Origin of the sequence: Methylopila turkensis (assembly GCF_027922325.1) — a bacterium.
In the GTDB taxonomy this organism is placed as follows: Bacteria; Pseudomonadota; Alphaproteobacteria; order Rhizobiales; family Methylopilaceae; genus Methylopila; species Methylopila turkensis.
This window is the reverse complement of sequence record NZ_BSFL01000001.1, coordinates 338,609-360,748: the sequence shown is the minus strand read 5'-3', so window position 1 is coordinate 360,748 and position 22,140 is coordinate 338,609. Positions and strand designations below refer to the sequence as shown.

Genomic DNA, 22,140 nt, shown 5'->3' with positions numbered 1-22,140 from the left:
CCATGCGCCGGACCTTCTCCATTGTCGACCGGAACGGCGACGGCTTGATCGCGACCGAGGAGTTTCAGGCGGCTCAGGCTCCGCTCCGGATCGCCGCGATCGAGGCGAACGCGCCATCCTGCGAGGTTCCGCGCGCCGGGGAGGGCCAGCAGATCATCGCGTTCGGGGTGTACGAAGGCGACGCCGTGCCGACCGCGACCGTGGTGGGACAGAACGAGGAAAGCACGACTGCGGAGCTCGTGATCGAGGAGGGCGACCAGCCGCTTTATGTCGTCTTAACGTCCTATGACGCCATGATCTGGCGGGTGACGGGCGCGAAGGACCGCGTGGCCCGGCTGGTGCTCGCCTCCGCCAAGGCGGGGCCGTCCGGCCTCTCGGCCGCGGGCGCGGTCGGCCTGCCGGCGGAGAAGGTGACGATCGCCGCTCGGGGCTGCTTCGGCTCCTTTAGCAAAACCGAATCGCCGGAAGCGAACGCCGCCCGGTCGGCTCTCCAGCGCGCTCTGGGCCGGGCGCCCGATGCGTTTGGCGGCGCCTACAACGCCTCGGCCCTCACGCTGCCTGCGATGGCCGCGGTGAAGATCCAGGCATCGCGTGATCCGAAGGATACGCCGGCGGGCTTCGATCCGCGGACCTGGCGCGACGCGCTGCGGTTCGCGCCGGGCGGGGTGGTGGAGATCGACCCTTCCACGGTCGTGTCGGGCGCGCCGGTCGTCGTGTACGAGGTGCTGCCGCAGCAGATCGGGCTCGCCAAGCTCGTGGGCGAGGGCGCGATCGAACGCGTCGGCGGAACCTTCCGGATCGTAAAGCCGATCCCGCGCTTTCCGGCCGGGCTCGCCGGCGCGCATTCGGTCGGCTTCTCGCTCGCACCCGGCGTGCCCCGGCCGAAGGGCGATCTGGGGCACTCCTGCATCGCCGTTGAAGATGGCTCCGAGCCCGCATCGGGCCGGTTCGCTTGCCGCGGCAGGCCCTGAAACGACGAGGCCCCGGACCGAGGGTCCGGGGCTTCGCGAAGCGACGTGTCGGGAGCCGCGCCTCAGGCGATGGCGCGGGTCTCGTCCTCGTTGGGCTCGCGCAGCACATAGCCTCGGCCCCAGACGGTCTCGATGTAGTTCTTGCCGTTGGTGGCGTTGGCGAGCTTCTTGCGGAGCTTGCAGATGAAGACGTCGATGATCTTCAGCTCCGGCTCGTCCATGCCGCCGTAGAGATGGTTGAGGAACATCTCCTTGGTGAGCGTCGAGCCCTTCCTGAGGCTCAGCAGCTCCAGCATCTGGTATTCCTTGCCCGTCAGGTGCACCCGGGCGCCGCCGACCTCAACGGTCTTGGTGTCGAGGTTCACGATCAGGTCGCCGGTGGTGATGACCGACTGAGCGTGGCCCTTCGACCGGCGCACGATGGCGTGGATGCGGGCGACCATCTCGTCCTTGTGGAACGGCTTGGTCATGTAGTCGTCTGCGCCGACGCCGAGGCCGCGGACCTTGTCCTCGATGCCGGCGAGGCCGGAAAGGATCAGGATCGGCGTCTTGATCTTCGCGACCCGAAGCGCGCGGAGCACTTCGTAGCCCGACATGTCGGGCAGGTTCAGGTCGAGCAGAATGATGTCGTAGTCATAGAGCTTGCCGAGGTCGATGCCCTCTTCCCCGAGCTCCGTCGTATAGACGTTGAAGCTTTCGGACTTGAGCATCAACTCGATGCTCTGCGCCGTGGCGCTATCGTCCTCAATCAGAAGAACGCGCATGCGAATCCTCCACCGATGCCCGCGTCGCCTGCCTCGGCGACGCCGAGCCCGGCACGGTGAACCGATCGTTTAAAGTCCGATTCAAGCTTAACGACCATTAGTTAACAGAAGGTGATTCTGCGCCGCAAGCTTGATCTCATTTGGGGTGCATTTCGTCATAATGTGATGAAAATCAACACGTTACGAAGAAATGCAAACTCACTTCAAACCTTAAGAAAAGCGCCTAACCGACTCTTCCGACTCAAACTTCCGAGTCGGCGTTACGGTTTCCGCAGCCTTAAGCGTTGGGGCCATGATTGGGCGTGGCGGTAAACGAAGCGTTACGCTGGCCGCAGTCTCGGCAATGATTCGCTAGGGATTGGGGAAAAGCCGCGATGCAGGGGCTGATCGAGGCGATCGAGGCTACGCCGGAGCGTGAGATCTACGGGCGCGTGGTCGGCGTGCGCGGCCTCCTGGTCGAGGTCGCGGGGCCGCTTGGCGCGATGGCGATCGGGGGCCGGGTGACGATCGAGGCCGCGAACGGCCGCGGCACCGACTGCGAGGTGGTGGGGTTCCAAGGCGACAAGGCGCTGCTGATGCCGTTCGCCCCGCTCGAGGGCGTGCGCCGCGGGTGCCGGGCGGTAGTCGGCTCCGCCCAGCCCGGCGTCCGCCCCGCGCGCTCCTGGCTCGGCCGCGTGATCGACGGCATGGGCGCGCCGATCGACGGCAAGGGCCCGCTCAAGGAAGGCCCGCTGCTCTATCCCTACCGCGCGCCGCCGCCGCCGGCGCACGCCCGCAAGCGCGTCGGTCAGCCGCTCGACCTCGGGGTGAGGGCGCTCAACACCTTCGTCACCTGCTGCGCCGGGCAGCGCATGGGCATCTTCGCCGGCTCCGGCGTCGGCAAATCGGTGCTGCTCGCGATGCTCGCCCGCAACACCGCCTGCGACGCCGCCGTGATCGGACTGATCGGCGAGCGCGGCCGCGAGGTCCAGGAGTTCCTGCAGGACGACCTCGGCGAGGCCGGCCTGTCCCGCTCGATCGTGGTGGTCGCGACCTCCGACGAGCCCGCGCTCAAGCGCCGCCAGGCGGCCTATCTCACGCTCACGCTGGCGGAGGCCTTTCGCGACGAGGGGCTGGACGTGCTGTGCATGATGGACAGCGTCACCCGCTTCGCCATGGCGCAGCGCGAGATCGGCCTCGCCACCGGTGAGCCGCCGACCACCAAGGGCTACACGCCGACCGTGTTCGCCGAACTGCCCCGACTGCTCGAGCGCGCGGGGCCCGGCACGGCGGAGGGTACGGTGACCGGCGTCTTCACCGTGCTCGTGGACGGCGACGACCACAACGAGCCGGTCGCCGACGCCGTACGCGGCATCCTCGACGGCCACATCGTGATGGAGCGCGCGATCGCGGAGCGGGGCCGCTACCCTGCGATCAACATCCTCAAATCGGTGTCGCGCACCATGCCGCGCTCGACGCCGGAAGAGCGGCGGCCGCTGATCGCCCAGGCGCGCCGCGCCATGGCGACCTTCACCGACATGGAGGAACTGATCCGTCTCGGCGCCTACCGTCCGGGATCGAGCGCGGAAGTCGACGACGCCATCGCGCTGAGCGGGCCGATGGAGCGCTTTCTCGCGCAGGGTAAGGAAGAAGCAACGCGTCTCGGCGAAGGGTATGCCCAGCTCGCTTCCATCTTAGGCGTTTCGGAAACCTGACGCTAACCCGCGTGTGCTTCCATGTCCGACATGAAATCCAGAGACACCCTGCTCAAGCTCAAGCGTTTCCAGGTCGACGAGAAGCGTCGGCAGGCGGCGCAGATCGAATCCATGATCGCCGAATTCGAGCGCATGGCCGGCGACCTCGATCGCGAGATCGCGCAGGAGCAGGAGCGGGCCGGCATCCATGACGTCGCCCACTACGCCTATCCGACCTACGCCAAGGCGGCGAAGGTCCGGCGCGACAATCTGATGCGCTCCGCCGACGAGCTGCGCGGCCAGCTCGCCGACGCCCAAGCGGCGCTCGCCGAAGCGTTCGAAGAGCTCAAGAAGATCGAGATCCTCGAAGAGCGCGACACCGCGCGCGAAAAGCTCGCCGAAGCCGCCCGCGATCAGGCCGAGATGGACCGCATCGGGCTGACGCCGGTCGAGCTGCGCGCGAGCTGAGGCCGGCGCTCAGCGGCCATCCCTTCCGATTCGATCAGCGTGCGTTCAGGGCGTCCCTGAGCCGGGCGATCTCGTCGCGCAGGCGTCCGATGTCCTCTGGGGCTGCGGCCGAGCCGAGCGCGCCGACGATGCTCTCGGGCACGCTCGCGGCCTTCAGGCGCAACGCCCGGCCTTCGTCCGTGAGGTGCACGCGGACCTGCCGCTCGTCTTCGGCGTCGCGCTGGCGGGTGACGAGCCCCGCCGCCTCCAGCCGCTTCAGCAGCGGCGTCAGCGTGTTCGATTCCAGAAAAAGCTGCTCGCCGAGCGCGCCGACGGTCACGCCGTCCTTCGCCCACAGCGCCACCATCGCCAGGTATTGCGGATAGGTCAGGCCGATCGCGTTGAGCGCCGGCTTGTAGGCGCGGTTGAAGGCGCCATTCGCGGTGTAGATCGCGAAGCAGACGAACTCGTCGAGGCTGAGGGAGGGCGCGGACATCAGGGCACTATGCCACAGGTAATAGATCGCGTGCGATTTAATCCCATGCGATAAGGCCGTTCAGCCATGCGCAGATATATATCGTGTGCGATTAAATCGTGTGGGATAAGAATTGGGTCGCGGCCGGGTCACGGTCGCTCCAAAGCCTCGTTCGAACAGGAGACGTCCGATGAAGATCATCTATTCCACCCAGGCGCGCGCGACCGGCGGCGGGCGCGACGGCAAGTCCGCGACCCTCGACGGCAATCTCGCCGTCTCGCTGTCGGTTCCGAAGCAGATGGGCGGCGCAGGGGGGGAGGGAACCAACCCCGAGCAGCTTTTCGCGGTCGGCTACGCCGCGTGCTTCCTCGGCGCGGTGCGCTTCGTCGGCGGGCGCGACAAGATCGCGGTTCCGGCGGACGCTGACGTGACCTCGACCGTCGGCTTCGGCCCGCGCGACGACGGCAAGGGCTTCGGCATCGACGTGGCGCTCGAAGTCTCGCTGCCCGGCCTCGACCGGGCGACGGCCGAAGACCTCGTGGCGCGCGCGCATGTGGTCTGCCCCTACTCGGAGGCGACGCGCGGCAATCTCGACGTGAAGCTGACGGTGGCCGTCTGAGCGACCGCTACTTCGGCGGGCCGAAGCGGCGGGGTTTCGCCCGCGGCGCGACCGACGCCGGTTCGATCGCGCCGGTGACGATCTGGGGCTCACGCTCCGGCGGCAGCGGCGCGACGACGGCCGCGGTCTGCGTCGACACCCGGACGGTCGCGGGCGTCGGAGCGGCGGGCGTCGCGGCGGCGGTCTGGCGCGGGGCGACCGGCGGAAGCGGAACCGCGACGGCGCCCGCGCGTGCGGGCGGCGCCATGTCGACAAGTTCGGCCGGCGCGGCCAGAGCGCGCGGGCCGGCGTAGGCTTGCGCCTCGCGTACGGGCGAGGCCGTCTGGACCGCCGCGACCCGCGACAGGCCGCCGATCGCGTCGGCCGCGCCCGCCACGCGGGCGTTGGCGGCGGGCGAGGTCAAGGCGGCCGACCGTTGCGCCGAGACGGGCGGAACTGGAACGGCGGCGGGAGCGGGAGCGACCGGGGCCACGGAGGCCAGAACCGGCCGCGCGTCGGCGCCGATCACGCGCGGCGCCGACGGCGCGGCCGGGGTCGTCGACGCGATGCGCGTCTCGACCCGCGCCGCGGGGGCCGGGCCGGCCACGGCAGGCGTCGCCGCGGCGACTTGGACGGGTGGAGGTCCGAACTTGCCGTTCCGGCCGAGGCCGATCGCGGCCAGCATGCCCTTGCGCTTGGCGTCGTAGTAATAGCCGCTGGCGTAGAAGCGGACCGCCCTGTCCTCGTCGCCGCCCGCCACCTTGTAGGCGCCGGCGAGGTAGCGCACGGCGTAGGCGAGATTGGTGTCGGCGTCGAACAGGCCGGAGGGCGCGCCCTGATAGCCCATGGACTTCGCGGTCGCGTGCTTGATCTGCATCATGCCGTAGTGGCCGCGGTTGTAGGCGCGCGGATTGTAACGGCTCTCGCGCATGATCACACGGCGCACGAGGCGCTCGGGCACGCCGTTCGCAGAGGAATGCTTCGCGACGATGGCGTCGAACTTCGCGGCGTCCGCGGGCGCGCTCTGCGCCGAGGCGCCATGCGCGCATGCGACCGCCACGGCGATCCCGAACAGCCCTGCCTTCACGCTTCGCGTCCCCACGCCGTCGCACGAGCGCTCTTGATCGGCCGCAATTGAGTCCATTGCGTGGCGGGGGCGCGGCGGGCGGCTAGGGCGACGTCCCGGCCTCACTCCTCGTCGGCCTTGCTGAGCCAGAGATTGAGGCTGGGCGGCCGGGAGTCGCTTAACCTGCGGATGGTGTCGCGCAGCCAGCGGTGGCCGGCGTCGCCGTCGTAGGAGGCGTGCCATATCATCGACACCGAGACGTCCGGCAGCAGGATTGGGGCCGGGCTCACCGTCAGGTCGAGCGCCTCGGCGAAAAAACGCGCCACCCGCGCATGCATCGTGGCGATGACCGGCGCCTGCTTCACCACGAAGGGCACGGCGGTGAAGCGCGGCGAGGTCAGCGCGATGGTGCGGCTGAGCCCGATCTTGGCCAGCGCGTCGTCCACCACGCCGTGCGCGCTCTCGACAAGGCTCGTCAGCACATGCGGCAAACGGACATAGTCCTCGATCGTGATCGGCGGCTCGACCCCGACCAGCCCGGCGTTGAAGATGCAGACGTAGCTGTCGCGGTGCAGCAGCCGGCGTTTGTGCTGCAGCCCGCCATCGTCGAACAGGCCGATGCCGAGCTCGACCCGGTCGGCGTCGAGATCCTGCAGGATGCGGATGCGGTCGATGCTCCTGATCAGCAGCCGCACGCCGGGCGCGGTCTCGCGCAGATGCGCGAGCAGCGAGGGGATCAGCAGCACCTCGGTACTGTCCGGCATGCCGATGACGAAGGTGCGGTCGGAGGTCGCGGGATCGAACGCGTCGTCCCGCGCCACGATCGACGTGACCTGCGCCAGTGCCGAGCGGACCGGCTCCATCAGATCCATCGCCCGCGGGGTCGGCTGCATGCCGTTCGGGCCGCGGATCAGAAGCTCGTCGCCGAACAGCGCCCGCAGTCGCGCCAGCGCGTGGCTGGTGGCGGACTGTCCCAGCCCCAGCCGCACCGCGGCGCGCGTGACGCTGCGCTCCGTCATCAGCGCGTCGAAGGCGACGAGCAGGTTCAGGTCGAAGCGGCTGAGATCGATGTGGTCAATAGAACGCATTGATCCAATCGGTTGGATTCATGACGAAAGGATAGGCATCTTCGGCCTCAGACAGCGGCTCCGGGATCGTCCCCGCCGCGCCCCATCCGGAAGATGACCATCATGTTCACCCGTATCGCAACCGCCGCCGCAGTCCTCGTCGGTCTGACCGCCTCGGCCTCGGCCATCGAGCTGCAGCCGGGCACGGCGAGCCGGATCGAGCTCGGCGCCCGCGCCGGCATCGCCTACTACACGGTGTCGCCCGCCGGCTACCGCGTCGTGACCGGTATCGCCCGCAAGGCCGACTCCCCCTCGCTGCGCTTCGAAACGACCCTCGCCGCAGGCCAGCGGGTTCTCGTCTCCGCTCCGCAGGAGCTCGGGCAGCCCGCCACCTCGGTCGAGATCTTCCGCGACGGCGACCGCGTCTTCATCGGCGCGCCGGCGACCAACTGAGCCGGACGCAAGCGGGCGCTCCAGGTTGAGGAGCGCCCGCCGCCGCGACCTCCGGGGGGCATGGAGGTCTTGGATCGCGACAGGGGTCGGGCCCTTGCCGCCAAAACCTGTACGCGCCGGACGGCCGGATCGGTTTCAACGCGCGGCCGGAAGCCGCGGCTTCGTCAGGCTGACGGAGGCCGCCGCGCCGAAGGTCGCGCGGAATTGGCGCGCGAAGTGGGCCTGGTCCGCGAATCCGGCCGCATGGGCCGCGGTGGTGAAGTTCGCGCCCTCCACGATCTCGGCGATGGCGCGGCGCATGCGCGCCCAGGCGCGGTAGCGCCGGAACGGGACGCCGACCTCCTGCGTGAACAGATGCTGCAGCCGTGACGCCGACAGGCCCGCCGAGCGCGCCAGCCGATCGAGCGGCGCCCCGGCGTGGTCGAGCGCGCGCGCGGTCGCCGCGACCCGCGGATCGATCGCCCGGCGCGCGCGGGCCCGCCCGAAGGCCAGCGCGTCGTCGAGGCCGTCGTCCACGAAGTCGAGCGCGTCCTGGCGCTCGTGCAGCTCGCGGGCGAGCGTCCTGACCATGGAGCGGCCGACGAGGACGCCGTCGCGCTCGCACGGCGTCGCGACGAGGCTCGCCAGCGCCGCCGGCCCGCCGGCGTCCGGCTCCGCGTAGAGGACGAACACCGGCTCGCCGTCGAGGCGGAGCTCGTGGACCACGCCGGCCGGGATCATCGCGGCCTCGCAGGCGAGCCAGCCGCCGCCCGGCAGCCTCAGGCCGAACGGCCCTCCGAGGCTCGACAGAAACACCGGCGCGCCGTGCTGGTGCGGCGCGTTGTAGACCAGCGGGCCGACGAACAGCGTGCGCCCGGCGCCGAGCCGCCACAGCGGCCCGAGCGCCGGCGGCTGGGGCGCGGCCGCAGCGGCTTCGTTCAAGCGCGATCCTCCCGACGGCCGTATGGCTCGGCCTTGTCCGACCACCATCGAGCCGAGGCCGACCATGCGCAAGACCACTGAGGGCGTCACCCGCCGCGCCGCCGCGATCGGCCTTCTGGCCGCGCCGGCCCTGCTGCGGGCGGGACCTTCCGCCGCCGCGGCGCCGCGGCTCGGGCCGGCGGAGCCCGCGTTCCGCCGTCTGACGCTCGGCGCGTTCGAGATCACGGTCCTCAGCGACGCCGAGGCGATGATCGACGGCCCGTGGCCGATCGTCGGCGAAAACCGTCCGAAGGAGGAGGTGGAGGCGCTGATGCGCGCTAATCGGCTGCCGCCGGCGCGGTTCCGTCCGGGGTTCAGCCCGGTCGTGGTCAACACCGGCCGGGAGCTCGTGCTGATCGACGCCGGCAACGGCGCGGAAGGCTTCGTTCCGCGCCCGGCCGGGGGCCGGCTGCTCGACAGTCTCAAGGCGGCGGGCATCGCGCCCGAAGACATCGACGTCGTCGCGCTGACCCATTGCCACGTCGACCACATCGGCGGGCTGATGGAGGCCGGCGCGCCGGCGTTCCCGAACGCCCGCTACGCCGTGGGCGCGCGGGAGCACGCCTTCTGGGCCGACGACGCCCGCCTCGGCGCGCCCGAGGGCGCGGTCGAGCGCAGTTCCGCGCTGCTGTTCCGCAAATTCATGCCGCCGCTCGCCGCGCAGACCACCTTCCTCAAACCCGGCGACGAGGTCGCGCCGGGGATCGTCGCGGTCGCGGCGCACGGCCACACGCCGGGGCATCTCGCCTACCATCTCGAGAGCGCGGGACAGCGGCTGCTCGTCTGGGGCGACTGCGCCCATCACGAGGTGGCGTCGCTCGCGCATCCCGAATGGAGCGCGCTGTTTGACATGGACAAGGCGGAAGGCGCGGCGACGCGTCGGCGGGTCTACGAGATGGCGGCGGCGGAACGGCTGCCGGTGCTGGGCTATCACACGTCGTTCCCCTCGCTCGGCTTCGTGGAGCGGACGGGAAGCGCCTATCGTTGGCTGCCCGTCACCTATCAGTTCGCGGAGTGACGGATCGGGATTGACGACGCGCCCGGCGCGCCGTCCACTTCAGGCATGAGGCTCCTCCTCCTCGTGTTGCTCAGCTTCAACGCCGGCTACGTGGACGCGGCGGGCTTCCTCGCGCTGCACGGCCTTTTCACGACGCATGTCACCGGCAACTTCGTCACGCTCGGCGCGGCGGTCGCCATGGGCGCGACCGGCGTGCTCGCCAAGCTGCTCGCGCTGCCGCTTTTCTGCGTCGTCGTACTGGCGGCCCGGCTCGTCGGCGTCGGCATGGAGCGCCGGGACTGGCCGGTGACGCGGATCATGTTCGTGCTGCAGGCCGCCCTTCTCGCCGCGGCGGCTGCGCTCTCGGTCCGGCTCGGCCCGTTCCCGGACGGCGACGCCTGGCCGGCGCTCGCGACCGGCGGCGCGCTGGTCGCCGCCATGGCGATCCAGAACGCGGTGCATCGCGTCCGGCTGCCGAGCCTGCCGCCCTCGACCGTGATGACCGGCCCCACCACGCAGATGATGGTCGACCTCGGCGACCTGATGCGGCCGATCCGGCCGGAGGCGCGGGCGGCGGCGAAGAAGCGGCTGGGGCCGACGGGGCTCAGCGTCGCCGCTTTCGCGCTGGGCTGCGGCGCGGGAGCGCTGGTTTTCGTGGCCGTGCCGCTGTGGTGCTTCGCGCCGGCGCCGGTGGTGTCGCTGCTGACCTTCGCCGTGGCGGGCCGGAAGGCCACCGAGCCCGGCTGAATTGCGTGAAGCGGCAGTGACTTAGACTTAGGTCGTAGAAATCATCGATACGATCGATAACCAATATCGAACCGATCGGTTTGATTCATGCGAGGGGAGGGGGCACATCACGGTCCAAGAGACGGCGGGTTGGCCCCGCCGCGAACCTTCGAGGACTTGGACCATGATCCGCACCGCTTCGCTCGCCGCCGCCCTGGCGACCCTCATCTCCGCCCCGGCGTTCGCCGGCGACCTTACCTCCAACGTCGACGCGCCGAAGGCTCCGTTCCGCGTCAGCGCGGCCGACGCGGCCTCGACCCAGTCGGCCGGCACTGTCGGCGCGATGCATGTCGCGGTCGCCGGCCGCGCCACCAGCCTCGCCGAGGTCCAGCGCGAAAGCCGCTACCTCCTGACCGCGGCCAACGGCATCTGGCTCGCCGCCCAGCCGGTGGTCCAGGCCGACGCCTCGGTCGCGAAGTCCGGCTCGTAACGGCCCCACCGGTTTCCCGACCGGACTGAGCGACGGCGGCGCGTCCCGGACGCGCCGCCGTTTTCGCGTCAGACGCTCGCGACCGTCTTGAGCCTCGCGCGCGGATGGATCTCGTTCTGCGACATCACCGGCGTCTGGTTGCGGAAGCGCTCGACGATCGAGCGCACGAAGGGCCGCGCGGCGGCGGAGGTCAGCAGCACCGGCGTTTCGCCCTGGCGGGCGGCCTCCTCGAAACGGTCCCGGACCGCGGCGATGAACTCGTGCAGCTTGGACGGCGCCATGGCGAGCGTCTTGTCCTCGCCGGTTCCGACGATCGATTCCGCGAAGGCCTGCTCCCACTGCGGGGACAGCGTGACGAGCGGAACGTAGCCGCCCATCGCCTGATGCTGGGCGCAGAGCTGGCGTCCGAGCCGGGTGCGGACGTGCTCGACGATCTGCGCCGGGGCGCGGGTGAAGGAGACCGCCTCGGCGACGCCTTCGAGGATGGTCCCGAGGTCGCGGATCGAGACCCGCTCGGTGAGCAGGAGCTGGAGCACGCGCTGGATGCCGGTGGTCGAGATCTGCGCGGGCGTGATGTCCTCCACCAGCTTCTGCTGCTCCTTGGGCAGCTCCTTCAGCAGCTTCGTCACCTCGCCGTAGGACAGCAGGTCCGGCATGTTGGCGCGCACGATCTCGTTGAGGTGGGTCGAGAGCACGGTGGTGGCGTCCACCACGGTGTAGCCGAGAATGTTGGCTTCTTCCCGCAGCGAGGCGTCGATCCAGGTCGCGGGCAGGCCGAAGGTGGGCTCGACGGTGTGGACGCCCGGCAGCCTCACCTGCTGGCCGCTCGGGTCCATCACCATGAACTGGTTCGGGTAGACCGAGCCGCCGCCGGCCTCGACCTCCTTCACCTTCACCACATAGGCGTTCGGCGCGAGCTGCAGGTTGTCGAGCAGACGCACCTGCGGCAGCAGGAAGCCTACCTCGCCCGCCATCGTGCGGCGCAACGCCTTGATTTGCTCGGTCAGCTTGTCGGGGCCGTCCTTCGAGTCGACGAGCGGCAGCAGCGCGTAGCCGAGCTCGATCTTGACGTCGTCCATCCTGAGGGCGGAGGCCGGATCTTCGGCGGCGGCGGCCGCCGCCGCCTCCGCCGCCGCGGCGGGACCGGCCCCGACGATCTGCGCGACCCGTTCGGCTTCGGCCACGTCCCTCGTCCTCGAGGAGCGGTAGGCCATGTAGCCCGCCCCGGCCGCGAGCCCCATGAACGGGATAAAGGGAATGCCCGGCAGCAAGGCCATCACGCCGATGACCGCGGCGGCGAGGCCGAGCGCCTTCGGGTATCCCGAGAGCTGGCGAACCAGCGCGCGGTCGGCCGAGCCGGAGACGCCGGCCTTGGAGACCAGCAGGCCGGCGGCGGTGGAAACGATCAGCGCCGGGATCTGGCTGACGAGGCCGTCGCCGATCGACAGCAGCGTGTAGGAACGGGCGGCCTCCGCGAAGCCGAGGCCGTTCTGCGCGATGCCGACGATCATGCCGCCGATGATCGTGATGAACAGGATCAGGATGCCGGCGATCGCGTCGCCCCGCACGAACTTCGAGGCGCCGTCCATGGCGCCGAAGAAGGTGCTCTCGTCCTCGAGCTCCTTGCGGCGGGTCTTGGCGGTGGCCTCGTCGATGAGGCCGGCGGAGAGATCGGCGTCGATCGCCATCTGCTTGCCGGGCATGGCGTCGAGGGTGAAGCGCGCCGCGACTTCGGCGATGCGGCCGGAGCCCTTGGTGATGACGATGAAGTTCACGATGACGAGGATCGAGAACACGATCACGCCGATCACGAAGTTGCCGCCCATCACGAACGAGCCGAAAGCCTCGATCACGTGGCCGGCGGCGTCGGGCCCCTCGTGGCCATGGCCGAGGATGAGGCGCGTCGAGGCGAGGTTCAGCGCGAGCCGCAGCATGGTCGCGACCAGCAGCACGGTCGGGAAGGCCGAGAACTCCAGCGGCTTCTCGATGAACAGCGCCGTCATCAGGATCAGCACCGACAGCGTGATCGAAATCGCGAGCAGCAGGTCGAGCAGCAGCGGCGGCAGCGGCACGATCAGCACGCACAGGATGACGAGCACGCCGAGCGCGAGGCCGAGATCGCCGCGGCGCAGGATGTTCCAGGCTTTGGCGAGCGGGGCGGGCAGCGCGACGCCGCCGGACGAGGACGCCGTCGTGGGGACGGGGGTCGGTCCGCGTCCCGTCACTGTCACGTCCGACATCGTCCACCCTCGCACTCTGCGACCATGCGCCCGGCAGAAACTGCCGGGCGCATGGTTAGCGGGTGGTTAACGGCGCGCTCGTCGCGGTGACGGCCTCGTGATCGGAGCCGCCGCTGGCGCGCCCCCCGACGCAGCGCCATGATCGGGACATGACGCGAGTTTTTCTTCTGGCGGCCTTCGCTCTGATCTGGTCTCCGGCGATGGCCGACGACGAGGCGCTGTGGCGCGCGCTGCGCGAGGGCGGCCACGTGGCGTTGATGCGCCATGCGACGGCGCCGGGCGTGGGCGATCCCACGAACTTCCGAATCGGCGATTGCTCGACGCAGCGCAATCTGAGCGACGCCGGCAGGCGCGAAGCGAAGGCGGTCGGCGAACGGTTCCGCGCCGCGGGCGTCGCGGTGGGCAGGGTCGTGAGCAGCCAGTGGTGCCGCGCTCGCGAGACCGCGGAAGCGATGGCGCTCGGTCCGGTCATCGAGGACCCGAGGCTGAACTCCTTCTTCGAGATCGGCGATCGGAGGGCCGCCATCGCGGCCTCGCGGCAGGCGGTGCTGGACGCGCCCCGGAGCGGACCGATTACGGTGTTCGTCACCCATCAGGTCAACGTCACTGCGCTGACCGACGTCTATCCGGCCTCGGCCGAGATCGTGGTGGCGAAGCTGACCGGCGCAGGGTTCGAGGTGGTCGGATCGATCAAGCCCTGAGAGGGCCGTCGCCGCGGCCCGAGCCGACGCTTGGGGGCCAAGGCGGACGCTCGGGGGCCAAGAAGCCTGCCGCTCCTCGGCCGACCAGAGCGCTTGCTCGCGGGCTTAGAGATCGTCGCGGGCGTACTCGCGGCAGGTGTAGCCGATGAAGCAGCTGCGGTCGTCGGCGGAGCGGATCCAGGCCGGCTCCGTCACCTGCGTGCGGTAGCAGCCGCGGGAGTCGCTGACGAAGCGATCGTACGTGGTGCGGCTGGTGCTGATCACCGCCGCGCCGCGCGCCGCCACAAGGTCCTGCAGCGCGCCGCAGGAGAGGGCGGGCGCGAAGGGCCGCGGGTCGGCCGAGGCGGCGCCCGCCGCAAGCGTCACGGCCGCGCCGCAAGCGGCGACGAGGCGCGATATGGACGAGACGGTCATGCGCTCCATGTCCTTCCGCGATACCCGCGCGACGCGCGGCTTTCGTCATGGAGATAGGGCCGGCGGCCCTCCGCCGCCATGTCTCCCGCGCATGCTGCGGCGCGCATAGACGGAACGCCTGGCTCGATGGGACACTGACGCGGGGCGGAGACGACAGGGAGAAGCCGAATGGATCGACGATCCTTCCTTACGGGCCTGCTCGGAATAGGCGGAGCGGCAATCGTGACGAGCCTCGCCGCGCCAGCCGCGAGGGCGCTGCCGCTGGACGATCTGAAACGCGCCGTCCCGGGCGCGCCGGAGGACGCCGAAGCCGAGACGGCGGGCCGCGCGCCGGACGGCACGGAGATCGAGCAGGCGCGCGATCATCGCGGTCGTGGACGCCGGCGGGGCCACAGGCGCCGGTACCGCCGCCATCCCGGCCGCTACGGCTATTACGGTCGTCGCCGCTATTACGGACGTCGCCGCTACTACCGCCGCCGGCCCTATGGCTATTGGGGTCGCCGGTGCCGCACCCGCTGGACGCCCTACGGCTACGTCCGCCGCTGCTGGTGACCTGACGACGCAAGCCCGGCGCCCTGGCGCCGGGCTCTTTGCGCGCGGGGTCAGCCGAAGCTTCTGAGCGCGACGCCAGCCAGTGCGCAGACGGCGAGAGTCGGGCCCATCCCTGCGCGGAAGCGCAGCATCGCCACCATGGCGCCCGCGGCGAGCAACGCCGCCCAGGGATCGATCGAGGCGAGCACGGGCAGGTCAGGCCCGAAGCCCGGCGACCATGTCTCGCGAAACACCACGTGAAGCGCGAACCAGACCGCAAGGTTGAGGATGACGCCGACCACCGCCGCGGTGATCGCCGACAGCGCAGCGGCGAGCCGGCGGTTTGAGCGCAGCCGCTCCATGTAGGGGCCGCCGAGGAAGATCCACAGAAAGCTCGGCGCGAAGGTCACCCAGGTGGTGAGCAACCCGCCCAGCGCGCCGGCGACGAGCGGGTCGAGCGCGCCCGGAGCCCGGCTCGCGGCGAGGAAGCCCACGAACTGTGTGACGAGAATCAGCGGGCCGGGCGTGGTCTCCGCGAGGCCCAGCCCGTCCGCCATCTCGCCCGGGCGGAGCCAGCCGAACGTCTCCACGGCCGCCTGCGCCACATAGGCCAGCACCGCATAGGCGCCGCCGAAGGTGACCGCGGCCATGGAGCTGAAGAACCCGGCGATCTGGGTCCACACGCTGTCCGCGCCCGCGAACGTCCACAGCAGCAGAACGGGGCCGAGCCAGATCGGCAGCCAGACCGCCAGCGCGCCGGCCGCGCGCCGCCGCGACGGCGTCGCATGCGCGAGCTCGCCACGGTCGAACATGGCGTCGATTACGCCGACGGTCTGCGGCCCGGCTCCCGCGCCATGGCCGGCGGCTGCGAACAGATGGGGCGCCCGGCGCGCGCCGAACCATCCGAACAGGCCGGCGGCCAGGATCACGATCGGGAACGGGACCTTGAACAGGAAGAGCGCCGCGAAGGCCGCGGCGGCGACGCCGACCATGACGCGGTTCCGCAGCGCGCGCCGGCCAATCCGGAGCACCGCCTCGATCACGACCGCGAGCACTGCGGCCTTGACGCCGAAGAACGCCGCCTCGACCAGCGGCGCCTCGCGCCACACGGTGTAGACGACGCTGAGAGCCAGCATCACCAGGGCGCCGGGAACGATGAACAGCAGCCCGGCGATCACGCCGCCCGCCGTGCGGTGCATGAGCCAGCCGATATAGGTGGCGAGCTGCTGCGCCTCGGGGCCGGGCAGCAGCATGCAGTAGTTGAGGGCGTGCAGGAACCGCTCCTCGCCGATCCAGCGCCGTCGCTCGACGAGCTCGCGGTGCATCAGCGCGATCTGGCCGGCGGGACCGCCGAAGCTCAGCAGCCCGATCCGCGCCCACACGCCGAGCGCTTCGCCGAGGGTCGGAACGGCTTCCGACGCGGGAGAGTCGGTCAGTTCGGAGTTATGGGGTGTAGACAGCATGCGGCGTCCGCCTCCTCGGGAAGGAGATCGTGGACGCGAGCTTTGGGCTTTCGCCTGAAGGGGACGTCGCGGAAAACCCCTGCGGAAAAGGGTAAGCATGCAGCCGCGGCGGGCGTCAATCGGCCCGGGACGGACGCCTGGAGGCTCAGCCCGGCTTCTTGCCGGCGCCGAGAAAGGCCTCGAAGATCTGCTCCATGGCGCGGGCGTTCTGCGCCTGAAGTTCGCGGCCGGTCTGCACCATCTGGTCGAACGAGGCCGCGAAGGCGTCGGACTGCTCGCCCTCCGGCGCGCCTGCGGGCGGCGCCTCCGCCGGGGGAGCGTCGGGCGGCGACGTCTCGTCGCGGCGCGGGGCGCCGAACATGCCGTTCAGGATGTCGGCCATGACGTCGCCCATGGGATTCGCCGGCGGATCGCGCGGCTCCGGCTCCTCCGCAGTCTTGCCGAAGCCGCCCATCCAGTCCTGGAACGGGTTCTGCGGATTTTCCGAGCCGCCCTTGCGGCCCTCGGCGGCCGTCTGCCCGAACATCTGGTCCCAGAACGGGCCGAACGGCCCGGCCGCGCCGCCGGAGGAGGGCGACGGCGCGGAAGCGCCCTGCGACGCCTTCATGAAGCCGCCGATCAGGATGCTGGTCAGCACCGGCAGCACCTTGCGGATGATCTCGGCCTGGACGCCGGAGGCGGCCGCCGCCTGCGCCGCGACCGCCCGCGACACCTCCTTGGAGCCGAACAGCGCGCCGAGCGCGTCGTCGCCCGCCGCCCGGGCTGTCGGGTCGAGGGCGGCGGCATGCGCCTCGAAGGCGCGGGCGTAGACGTCGGCGCCGAACAGCTCGTTCAGCCGGTGCGCCGCGTGGTCGTTGCGGGCCTGGCGCTGGAAGCTCTGCGCGAAGGCCGGCGTCAGCGCCGCGGTCGCGGCCCGCATCTGCGCGGGATCAAGCCCGTAGGCGCGCGCGATGTTGTCGAACGCCGCGCCGCCCTGCGCCTGCCGCATCAGCTCGTAAAAGTTGATCATGGCCTCGCCGCGTCTTGTTTCCGGCGCCGTCGCCGTGGTTTGGCGACAGCCTAGCGCGCCGGGCGGCGCGGCGACAAATCCGCCGACCGCGCGCTCATGTCGGGGACTCGCCCGTCGTCCTGCCGTCGAGCATCGCGCCCTTCCGCTTCGGCTGCGACAGCGGCTGCGGGGTCGGCTTGTTGGTGTAGGAGAATTCGCGCCCGGCGTAGATGCCCTCCACGCGCTGGATCTCGAGCCGGGCGGCGTCGCGGCGGCGCACGTCCTCCTCGATCTCGGCGGCGCGCTCGGCGTCCACGCCCATGGCCTCCAGCGCCATGCGCCCGATCACCAGCGCGCTCTCGAAGGTCTCACGCGCCACGTCGGCGACGCCGAGGGCGTAGAGCTCCAGCGCATGGCCGCGGTCGTAGGCCTTCACGACGAGCTTCGTGAGGGGAAAGCTCGTCTGCACGATTTCGACCACGCGCTTCGCGACCTCGCGGTCGTCGACGCAGACCACGATCGCCCGCGCGCGTGCGGCGCCTGCGGCGCGAAGCACGTCGAGCCGCGAGCCGTCTCCGTAATAGACCTTGAACCCGAACCGGGCGGCCTGGGCGACGCGCTCGGGATTGGCGTCGATCAGCGTGGTCTCGACCCCTTCGGCGAGCAGAAGCTGGGCGGCGATCTGCCCGACCCGGCCGAAGCCGATCACCATCACCTCGCCCTTCGCGCCCGAATAGTCCTCGTCCGCGCCTGGCGCGCCGGACGATGGCTCCGCGCGGTCGGCGAGCCGTTCGGCGAGCGCGATCAGCGGCGGCGCCGCCACGAGGCTGAGAGCGGCGGTCGCCGACAGCAACGTCGCCGTGTCGGCGTCGATCAGCCCGTTCGCGAGCGTCAGCGGGATCAGGACGAAGGCGAACTCGCCGGCGGCGCCGAGCAGCGCGCCGATCCGGAGCGCGTCCGCGAACGACGCGCCGAACGAGCGGGCGAGGGCGGCCGCGATCGCGATCTTGAGCGCGAGGTAGCCGAGCGTCGTCGCGATCAGGGGCGCCCAGTGCGTCGCGACCTCGCCAAGCTTGATCGTCATCCCGATGCCCATGAAGAACAGCGCGATCAGCAGCCCGCGGAACGGCTCGATGTCGGCCTCAAGCTCGTGGCGGTAGGAGGAGCCGGCGAGCAGCGCGCCGGCGAGGAAGGCGCCGAGCGCCATCGACAGCCCGACCGCGTGGGCCGCCTCCGCCGCGCCCAGCACCACCAGCAGCGCGGCCGCCGTCATCACCTCGCGCGCGCCGGTGCGGGCGAGCAGGCGGAACATGGGATCGAGCAGGTAGCGGCCGGCGACCACGATGCCGGCGAGGACGGCGATCGCCTCTCCGGCCGCGAGCAGGGTTTCGGTCCAGCTGTCGGCCGCGTCGCCGCTGGCCGCCGACCCGAGAAAGGGCACCAGCGCGAGCGCCGGCACAACGGCGATGTCCTGCGCCAGCAAGGCGGCGAAGGTCTGCTCGCCGTAAGGCCGGTTGAGGTGGCCGCGCTCGTCGAGAATCTGCAGCGCCATCGCGGTGCCGGAGAAGGCGAGCGCCAGCCCGAGCGCGAGCGCGGGCTTCGGATCGTAGCCGAAGGCCATGGCGACGCCTGCGAGCGCGAGCGTCGTGACAGCGATCTGCCCGCCGCCGAAGCCGACGACCTGCAACCGCAGCGCGACCAGCCGCTCGATCTTGAGGTCGAGGCCGATCAGGAACAGCAGCATGACGACGCCGAGCTCCGCCACCTGCAGCACCGCGTCCGGATGGGAGATCAGCCCCGCCGCTGACGGTCCGATCGCGGCGCCCGCGAACAGATAGCCGACCGCGCCGCCGAGCCCGAGCCTGCGCGCGACCGGCGCGGCGATCACGGCCGCGATCAGGAGGATGAGCGCTCCAATCAGCGGGCTCGATGCGGCGGCGTGGTGCATCGGCGGTCTCCGGACGCGAGGCGGGGAGCCATCTGCGCCTCAGGCCGCTCGCGGAGCAAGCGGGCGCGGCGCGCTGGCGCACATGACGAAGCCGCGGCAGGCGCTTATCATAGGGGCTAAGGAAGCCGGTCGGGCGAACGCCCTGTCCGAGCGGGCGCGCGATGCACATCACCGAACTACCCACCATCGATATGGCCGGACTGGCCGAGCGGCTCGCCGGCCTGCCGCATCTCGTGCTGCTCGACAGCGCGATGCCGCACGCCCGGCTCGGCCGCTATTCGTATCTCGCGGCCGACCCTTACGCGGTGCTGGAGGTCGGCCAGGACGGCGCGCGCCTCGGCGACCGGCCGGTCGAGGGCGATCCGCTCGCCGCGCTCGACGCCGCGCTCAAGGCCTCGCGGACCGCGGCGCTGCCCGACCTGCCGCCGTTCCAGGGCGGGGCCGCGGGCTTCATCTCCTACGACTACGGCCGCCGTCTTGAGCGCCTGCCGGCGCCCGCGGTCGACGATCTCGAACTGCCGGACGCGGTGCTGCCGCTCTACGACTGGGTCGTCGCCTGCGACCACCGGAAGGGCCGGGCCTGGCTGATCTCGACCGGCGCCCCGGAGACAGAGCCCGCCGCGAAGGCCGCCCGCGCCAAGGCCCGCGCGGAGGCGGCGCTGGCGCGGCTCTCGGAGCCGGCGGTCCTGCGCGCGCCGGTGGTCCAGCCGCCGGTGAGCTTCCGCTCGAACTTCGACCGCCCGGCCTATGAGGCGGCGATTGCGGCCTGCGTCGAATACGTGCTCGCCGGCGACATCTTCCAGGCGAACGTGGCCCAGCGGTTCCTCGCCGATCTGCCCGCGGGCTTCGACCCCTGGTCGTTCTACCGGCGGCTCAGGGTGCGCAACGCCGCGCCGTTCGCGGCCTATCTCGCCTTCGGCGACGTCGTGGTGGCCTCGTCCTCGCCGGAGCGGTTCGTGGCGGTCGAGGGCGACCGCGTCGAGGCCCGTCCGATCAAGGGCACCGCCAAGCGCTGGGCCGACCCGATCGCCGACGGCTCCTCCTCGCGCGCGCTGCTCGCGTCCGAGAAGGACCGCGCTGAGAACGTCATGATCGTCGACCTGCTGCGCAACGACCTGAGCCGCGTCTGCCGTCCGGGCAGCGTCGAGGTGCCGACGCTCTGCGGGCTCGAGACCTACGCCTCGGTCCATCATCTCGTCTCGGTCGTCACGGGCCGACTGCGCGAAGGCCTCGGCGTCGCCGACCTGCTGCGCGCGAGCTTCCCCGGCGGCTCGATCACCGGCGCGCCGAAGCTCCGCGCCATGGAGATCATCGCGGAGCTCGAGGGCCACGCCCGCGGCGTCTATTGCGGCTCGATCGGCTGGATCGGCTTTTCCGGCGACGCCGACTTCAACATCGCGATCCGCACCGCGACCATCGCCCGCGGCAAGGCGCTGTTCCAGGCCGGCGGCGGCATCACCGCGCTGTCCGACCCTGCGGCCGAGTACGACGAGACCCTGACCAAGGCGCGCGCTGTGTTCGAGGCCTTCGGCGGCGCGCTCGAGGAGGCGGGGGCCGCCGACCGACCGCGGACCGCCGCGGCGGGAGGCCTGCGATGATTCTCGTCGTCGACAACTACGACAGCTTCGTCTTCAACGTGGCGCGCTACATCGAGGAGCTCGGACGAGAGGTCCGGGTGGCGCGAAACGACGCGATCACCGTCGAGGAGATCGTGCGGTTGGATCCAGAGGCGGTGGTGGTCTCGCCCGGCCCCTGCACGCCGACCGAGGCCGGCGTGTCGCTGCCGCTGGTGCGGGCGCTGTCCGGACGGCTGCCGATCCTCGGGATCTGCCTCGGCCATCAGGCGATCGGCGAGGCCTTCGGCGGCCGCGTGGTCCGCGCCCGCCGTCCGTTGCACGGCCGCGCCTCGCGCGTCGCCCATGACGGAACCGGCCTGTTCGAGGGGCTCGCCAGCCCGCTCACGGTCGGGCGCTACCACTCGCTGATCGTCGAGTTCGACGAGGGCTACGCCGGCCCCTTGCGCGTCACCGCGCGTTCGGAGGAGGGCGAGGTGATGGCGCTGGAGCATGCCGAGCACCCGACCTACGGCGTGCAGTTCCATCCGGAATCGATCCTGACCGAATCGGGCCACGGCCTGCTGCGGAACTTCTTCGACGCGGCGAAGCGGCGGCAGGCGTGCTTCGCCTGAACGGCGCGCCGGTCGACGGCGGGCGCGCGGGCTTTGATCTCGCCGACCGCGGGCTCACCCTCGGCGACGGCCTGTTTGAGACGATTCCAGCGTTCGGTGGGCGTCCGGCGCTGCTTACCCGCCATCTCGACCGGCTGAAGGCGGCGGCGGCGGAGATCCGGCTGCCCGTGGATCGCGCGTTCTGCGAGGCGGAGGCGCTGGCGCTTGCGGCCGCTGTCGAGAGCGATTGCGTGATCCGGCTGACCGTCACGCGCGGCGCCGGCGCGCGCGGGCTCGCGATCCCGGACGGCGGGGAGCCGACGGTCATCGCCGCGGCGAGCCCCTATCCGAAGGGGGCGCTGAACGCGCCGATCCGGCTCGCGACCGTCGCCGTTCGCCGCAACCCGACCTCGTTCGCCTCCCGCGCCAAGACGCTGTCTTATCTCGACAGCGTGCTCGCCTTCGACGCAGCGAGGCGCGCCGGCGCCGACGACGCGCTGATGCTGAACGTCGCGGGCCGCGTCGCCTCCACCGCCATGGCCAACCTGTTCGCCGTGTTCGGCCGGACGGTCGTCACGCCGCCGGTCTCGGAGGGCGTGCTGCCGGGAGTGATCCGCGCGCTTGTGCTGGAGGTCTGCGCCGGCTTGGGCCTCAAGGCGGAGGAGCGTCCGCTCGCGGCGGACGACCTGTTCCGGGCCGACGCCGTCTTCGCCACCAACAGCGTGCGCCTCGTCATGCCGGCGACCGCGCTCGACGGACGCGCGCTGGGCGGCGCCAGCGACGCGGTCGGCCGCCTCCGGGCCGCGGTGGCGGAAGCCTGCGGCGCGCCGGCCTGAACCGGACGGCTGCATCCAATTTTTTATCGTCAGTTGATCAAATTCCGCCGTCGAGGGTCTTGAGCGGCGCAGCGTCCGGCGTAAGTGGAAGAGACGACAGCCTCGGTATCCCTCTCCGCGTTACAAGCCGCCTCATCGCCCATGGCTCACACCTACAGGCACTTC

23 protein-coding genes are annotated in these 22,140 nt (G+C 71.1%); 13 read left to right on the top strand and 10 right to left on the bottom strand.

The features are described from left to right. Positions 1–2 precede the first annotated feature (2 nt). The gene (locus tag PKE78_RS01645; RefSeq protein WP_271199101.1) at positions 3–971 is read left to right on the top strand and encodes a hypothetical protein; all 969 of its coding nucleotides are present in this window, start codon (positions 3–5) and stop codon (positions 969–971) included. Positions 972–1,033: 62 nt separating this feature from the next. Here PKE78_RS01645 and ctrA read toward each other — a convergent pair whose 3' ends face one another. Then, positions 1,034–1,735 (bottom strand): response regulator transcription factor CtrA, encoded by a 702-nt coding sequence (gene ctrA, locus PKE78_RS01640; protein ID WP_271199100.1) that lies wholly within the window; start codon positions 1,733–1,735, stop codon positions 1,034–1,036. Positions 1,736–2,109: 374 nt separating this feature from the next. Between ctrA and fliI the strand changes: the two genes are divergently transcribed. Together fliI and fliJ are read left to right on the top strand one after the other, a co-directional pair. After that, a complete protein-coding gene (gene fliI / locus PKE78_RS01635) occupies positions 2,110–3,429 on the top strand; it encodes a flagellar protein export ATPase FliI (RefSeq protein WP_271199099.1) in 1,320 nt (439 codons plus the stop codon). 30 nt (positions 3,430–3,459) lie between these two features. Then, entirely contained in the window at positions 3,460–3,876 is a 417-nt protein-coding gene (gene fliJ, locus PKE78_RS01630; RefSeq protein ID WP_271200044.1) for a flagellar export protein FliJ, read from the top strand. Between the two features lie 34 nt (positions 3,877–3,910). Here the strand turns inward: fliJ and PKE78_RS01625 are convergent, their stop codons facing one another. Then, positions 3,911–4,351, bottom strand: coding sequence for a MarR family winged helix-turn-helix transcriptional regulator (locus PKE78_RS01625; RefSeq protein WP_271199098.1), 441 nt, complete (start codon positions 4,349–4,351; stop codon positions 3,911–3,913). A gap of 169 nt (positions 4,352–4,520) precedes the next feature. Here PKE78_RS01625 and PKE78_RS01620 point away from each other — a divergent pair, with 169 nt between their 5' ends. Next, positions 4,521–4,949 (top strand): organic hydroperoxide resistance protein, encoded by a 429-nt coding sequence (locus tag PKE78_RS01620; RefSeq protein ID WP_271199097.1) that lies wholly within the window; start codon positions 4,521–4,523, stop codon positions 4,947–4,949. Positions 4,950–4,956: 7 nt separating this feature from the next. On the opposite strand, the gene PKE78_RS18530 is transcribed toward PKE78_RS01620, so the two are convergent. Beyond that, positions 4,957–6,015, bottom strand: a complete 1,059-nt coding sequence (locus PKE78_RS18530) for a transglycosylase SLT domain-containing protein (RefSeq protein ID WP_428981214.1) — start codon at positions 6,013–6,015, stop codon at positions 4,957–4,959. Between the two features lie 101 nt (positions 6,016–6,116). Further along, on the bottom strand, positions 6,117–7,082 hold the full coding sequence (locus PKE78_RS01610) for a LysR family transcriptional regulator (protein ID WP_271199096.1): 966 nt from the start codon (positions 7,080–7,082) through the stop codon (positions 6,117–6,119). A 102-nt stretch (positions 7,083–7,184) separates the two neighbouring features. Between PKE78_RS01610 and PKE78_RS01605 the strand changes: the two genes are divergently transcribed. Continuing rightward, positions 7,185–7,514, top strand: coding sequence for a hypothetical protein (locus PKE78_RS01605; protein ID WP_271199095.1), 330 nt, complete (start codon positions 7,185–7,187; stop codon positions 7,512–7,514). A gap of 135 nt (positions 7,515–7,649) precedes the next feature. On the opposite strand, the gene PKE78_RS01600 is transcribed toward PKE78_RS01605, so the two are convergent. Beyond that, on the bottom strand, positions 7,650–8,435 hold the full coding sequence (locus tag PKE78_RS01600) for a helix-turn-helix transcriptional regulator (RefSeq protein ID WP_271199094.1): 786 nt from the start codon (positions 8,433–8,435) through the stop codon (positions 7,650–7,652). A 64-nt stretch (positions 8,436–8,499) separates the two neighbouring features. On the opposite strand from PKE78_RS01600, the gene PKE78_RS01595 reads away from it, so the two are divergent. The 3 genes from PKE78_RS01595 (at position 8,500) to PKE78_RS01585 (ending at position 10,687) form a co-directional block, all read left to right on the top strand. Next, positions 8,500–9,492, top strand: a complete 993-nt coding sequence (locus tag PKE78_RS01595) for an MBL fold metallo-hydrolase (protein WP_271199093.1) — start codon at positions 8,500–8,502, stop codon at positions 9,490–9,492. Between the two features lie 45 nt (positions 9,493–9,537). Then, a complete protein-coding gene (locus PKE78_RS01590) occupies positions 9,538–10,218 on the top strand; it encodes a YoaK family protein (protein ID WP_271199092.1) in 681 nt (226 codons plus the stop codon). 163 nt (positions 10,219–10,381) lie between these two features. Beyond that, complete coding sequence (locus PKE78_RS01585) at positions 10,382–10,687, top strand: hypothetical protein (protein ID WP_271199091.1); 306 nt, start codon at positions 10,382–10,384, stop codon at positions 10,685–10,687. Between the two features lie 68 nt (positions 10,688–10,755). Here PKE78_RS01585 and flhA read toward each other — a convergent pair whose 3' ends face one another. Further along, on the bottom strand, positions 10,756–12,927 hold the full coding sequence (gene flhA / locus PKE78_RS01580; RefSeq protein ID WP_271199090.1) for a flagellar biosynthesis protein FlhA: 2,172 nt from the start codon (positions 12,925–12,927) through the stop codon (positions 10,756–10,758). Positions 12,928–13,076: 149 nt separating this feature from the next. On the opposite strand from flhA, the gene PKE78_RS01575 reads away from it, so the two are divergent. Further along, positions 13,077–13,628 (top strand): histidine phosphatase family protein, encoded by a 552-nt coding sequence (locus PKE78_RS01575; protein ID WP_271199089.1) that lies wholly within the window; start codon positions 13,077–13,079, stop codon positions 13,626–13,628. A gap of 105 nt (positions 13,629–13,733) precedes the next feature. Here PKE78_RS01575 and PKE78_RS01570 read toward each other — a convergent pair whose 3' ends face one another. After that, complete coding sequence (locus PKE78_RS01570) at positions 13,734–14,042, bottom strand: hypothetical protein (protein ID WP_271199088.1); 309 nt, start codon at positions 14,040–14,042, stop codon at positions 13,734–13,736. 222 nt (positions 14,043–14,264) lie between these two features. On the opposite strand from PKE78_RS01570, the gene PKE78_RS01565 reads away from it, so the two are divergent. Further along, the gene (locus tag PKE78_RS01565) at positions 14,265–14,594 is read left to right on the top strand and encodes a hypothetical protein (RefSeq protein WP_271199087.1); all 330 of its coding nucleotides are present in this window, start codon (positions 14,265–14,267) and stop codon (positions 14,592–14,594) included. 50 nt (positions 14,595–14,644) lie between these two features. Here the strand turns inward: PKE78_RS01565 and chrA are convergent, their stop codons facing one another. The 3 genes from chrA to PKE78_RS01550 form a co-directional block, all read right to left on the bottom strand. Continuing rightward, the gene (gene chrA, locus PKE78_RS01560; protein ID WP_271199086.1) at positions 14,645–16,036 is read right to left on the bottom strand and encodes a chromate efflux transporter; all 1,392 of its coding nucleotides are present in this window, start codon (positions 16,034–16,036) and stop codon (positions 14,645–14,647) included. Between the two features lie 145 nt (positions 16,037–16,181). Continuing rightward, complete coding sequence (locus PKE78_RS01555; protein WP_271199085.1) at positions 16,182–17,045, bottom strand: DUF937 domain-containing protein; 864 nt, start codon at positions 17,043–17,045, stop codon at positions 16,182–16,184. A 94-nt stretch (positions 17,046–17,139) separates the two neighbouring features. Further along, positions 17,140–18,972: a monovalent cation:proton antiporter-2 (CPA2) family protein gene (locus PKE78_RS01550; RefSeq protein WP_271199084.1), complete on the bottom strand. Its 1,833-nt coding sequence runs from the start codon at positions 18,970–18,972 to the stop codon at positions 17,140–17,142. 161 nt (positions 18,973–19,133) lie between these two features. Here PKE78_RS01550 and pabB point away from each other — a divergent pair, with 161 nt between their 5' ends. From pabB to PKE78_RS01535, 3 genes are read left to right on the top strand one after another with little or no spacing between them, the layout of a single operon-like run. Next, entirely contained in the window at positions 19,134–20,570 is a 1,437-nt protein-coding gene (gene pabB, locus PKE78_RS01545; RefSeq protein ID WP_271199083.1) for an aminodeoxychorismate synthase component I, read from the top strand. Beyond that, positions 20,567–21,160 carry an anthranilate synthase component II gene (locus tag PKE78_RS01540; RefSeq protein WP_271199082.1) on the top strand — a complete coding sequence of 198 codons (594 nt, stop codon included), beginning with the start codon at positions 20,567–20,569 and terminating at the stop codon, positions 21,158–21,160. Before pabB ends, PKE78_RS01540 begins: the two co-directional genes overlap by 4 nt. Beyond that, entirely contained in the window at positions 21,148–21,975 is an 828-nt protein-coding gene (locus tag PKE78_RS01535) for an aminotransferase class IV (RefSeq protein WP_271199081.1), read from the top strand. Before PKE78_RS01540 ends, PKE78_RS01535 begins: the two co-directional genes overlap by 13 nt. Positions 21,976–22,140: the final 165 nt, after the last annotated feature.

Excerpts from the sequence above, each read along its gene's own strand:
- PKE78_RS01610 (WP_271199096.1), bottom strand. The coding sequence starts at position 7,082 with ATGCGTTCTATTGACCACATCGATCTCAGCCGCTTCGACCTGAACCTG.
- PKE78_RS01555 (WP_271199085.1), bottom strand. The coding sequence starts at position 17,045 with ATGATCAACTTTTACGAGCTGATGCGGCAGGCGCAGGGCGGCGCGGCG.
- PKE78_RS01550 (WP_271199084.1), bottom strand. The coding sequence starts at position 18,972 with ATGCACCACGCCGCCGCATCGAGCCCGCTGATTGGAGCGCTCATCCTC.
- PKE78_RS01625 (WP_271199098.1), bottom strand. The coding sequence starts at position 4,351 with ATGTCCGCGCCCTCCCTCAGCCTCGACGAGTTCGTCTGCTTCGCGATC.
- flhA (WP_271199090.1), bottom strand. The coding sequence starts at position 12,927 with ATGTCGGACGTGACAGTGACGGGACGCGGACCGACCCCCGTCCCCACG.
- fliI (WP_271199099.1), top strand. The coding sequence starts at position 2,110 with ATGCAGGGGCTGATCGAGGCGATCGAGGCTACGCCGGAGCGTGAGATC.
- PKE78_RS01590 (WP_271199092.1), top strand. The coding sequence starts at position 9,538 with ATGAGGCTCCTCCTCCTCGTGTTGCTCAGCTTCAACGCCGGCTACGTG.
- pabB (WP_271199083.1), top strand. The coding sequence starts at position 19,134 with ATGCACATCACCGAACTACCCACCATCGATATGGCCGGACTGGCCGAG.
- PKE78_RS01575 (WP_271199089.1), top strand. The coding sequence starts at position 13,077 with ATGACGCGAGTTTTTCTTCTGGCGGCCTTCGCTCTGATCTGGTCTCCG.
- PKE78_RS01605 (WP_271199095.1), top strand. The coding sequence starts at position 7,185 with ATGTTCACCCGTATCGCAACCGCCGCCGCAGTCCTCGTCGGTCTGACC.
- PKE78_RS01585 (WP_271199091.1), top strand. The coding sequence starts at position 10,382 with ATGATCCGCACCGCTTCGCTCGCCGCCGCCCTGGCGACCCTCATCTCC.
- PKE78_RS01570 (WP_271199088.1), bottom strand. The coding sequence starts at position 14,042 with ATGACCGTCTCGTCCATATCGCGCCTCGTCGCCGCTTGCGGCGCGGCC.
- PKE78_RS01645 (WP_271199101.1), top strand. The coding sequence starts at position 3 with ATGCGCCGGACCTTCTCCATTGTCGACCGGAACGGCGACGGCTTGATC.
- PKE78_RS01595 (WP_271199093.1), top strand. The coding sequence starts at position 8,500 with ATGCGCAAGACCACTGAGGGCGTCACCCGCCGCGCCGCCGCGATCGGC.
- ctrA (WP_271199100.1), bottom strand. The coding sequence starts at position 1,735 with ATGCGCGTTCTTCTGATTGAGGACGATAGCGCCACGGCGCAGAGCATC.
- chrA (WP_271199086.1), bottom strand. The coding sequence starts at position 16,036 with ATGCTGTCTACACCCCATAACTCCGAACTGACCGACTCTCCCGCGTCG.
- PKE78_RS01620 (WP_271199097.1), top strand. The coding sequence starts at position 4,521 with ATGAAGATCATCTATTCCACCCAGGCGCGCGCGACCGGCGGCGGGCGC.
- PKE78_RS01540 (WP_271199082.1), top strand. The coding sequence starts at position 20,567 with ATGATTCTCGTCGTCGACAACTACGACAGCTTCGTCTTCAACGTGGCG.
- fliJ (WP_271200044.1), top strand. The coding sequence starts at position 3,460 with ATGAAATCCAGAGACACCCTGCTCAAGCTCAAGCGTTTCCAGGTCGAC.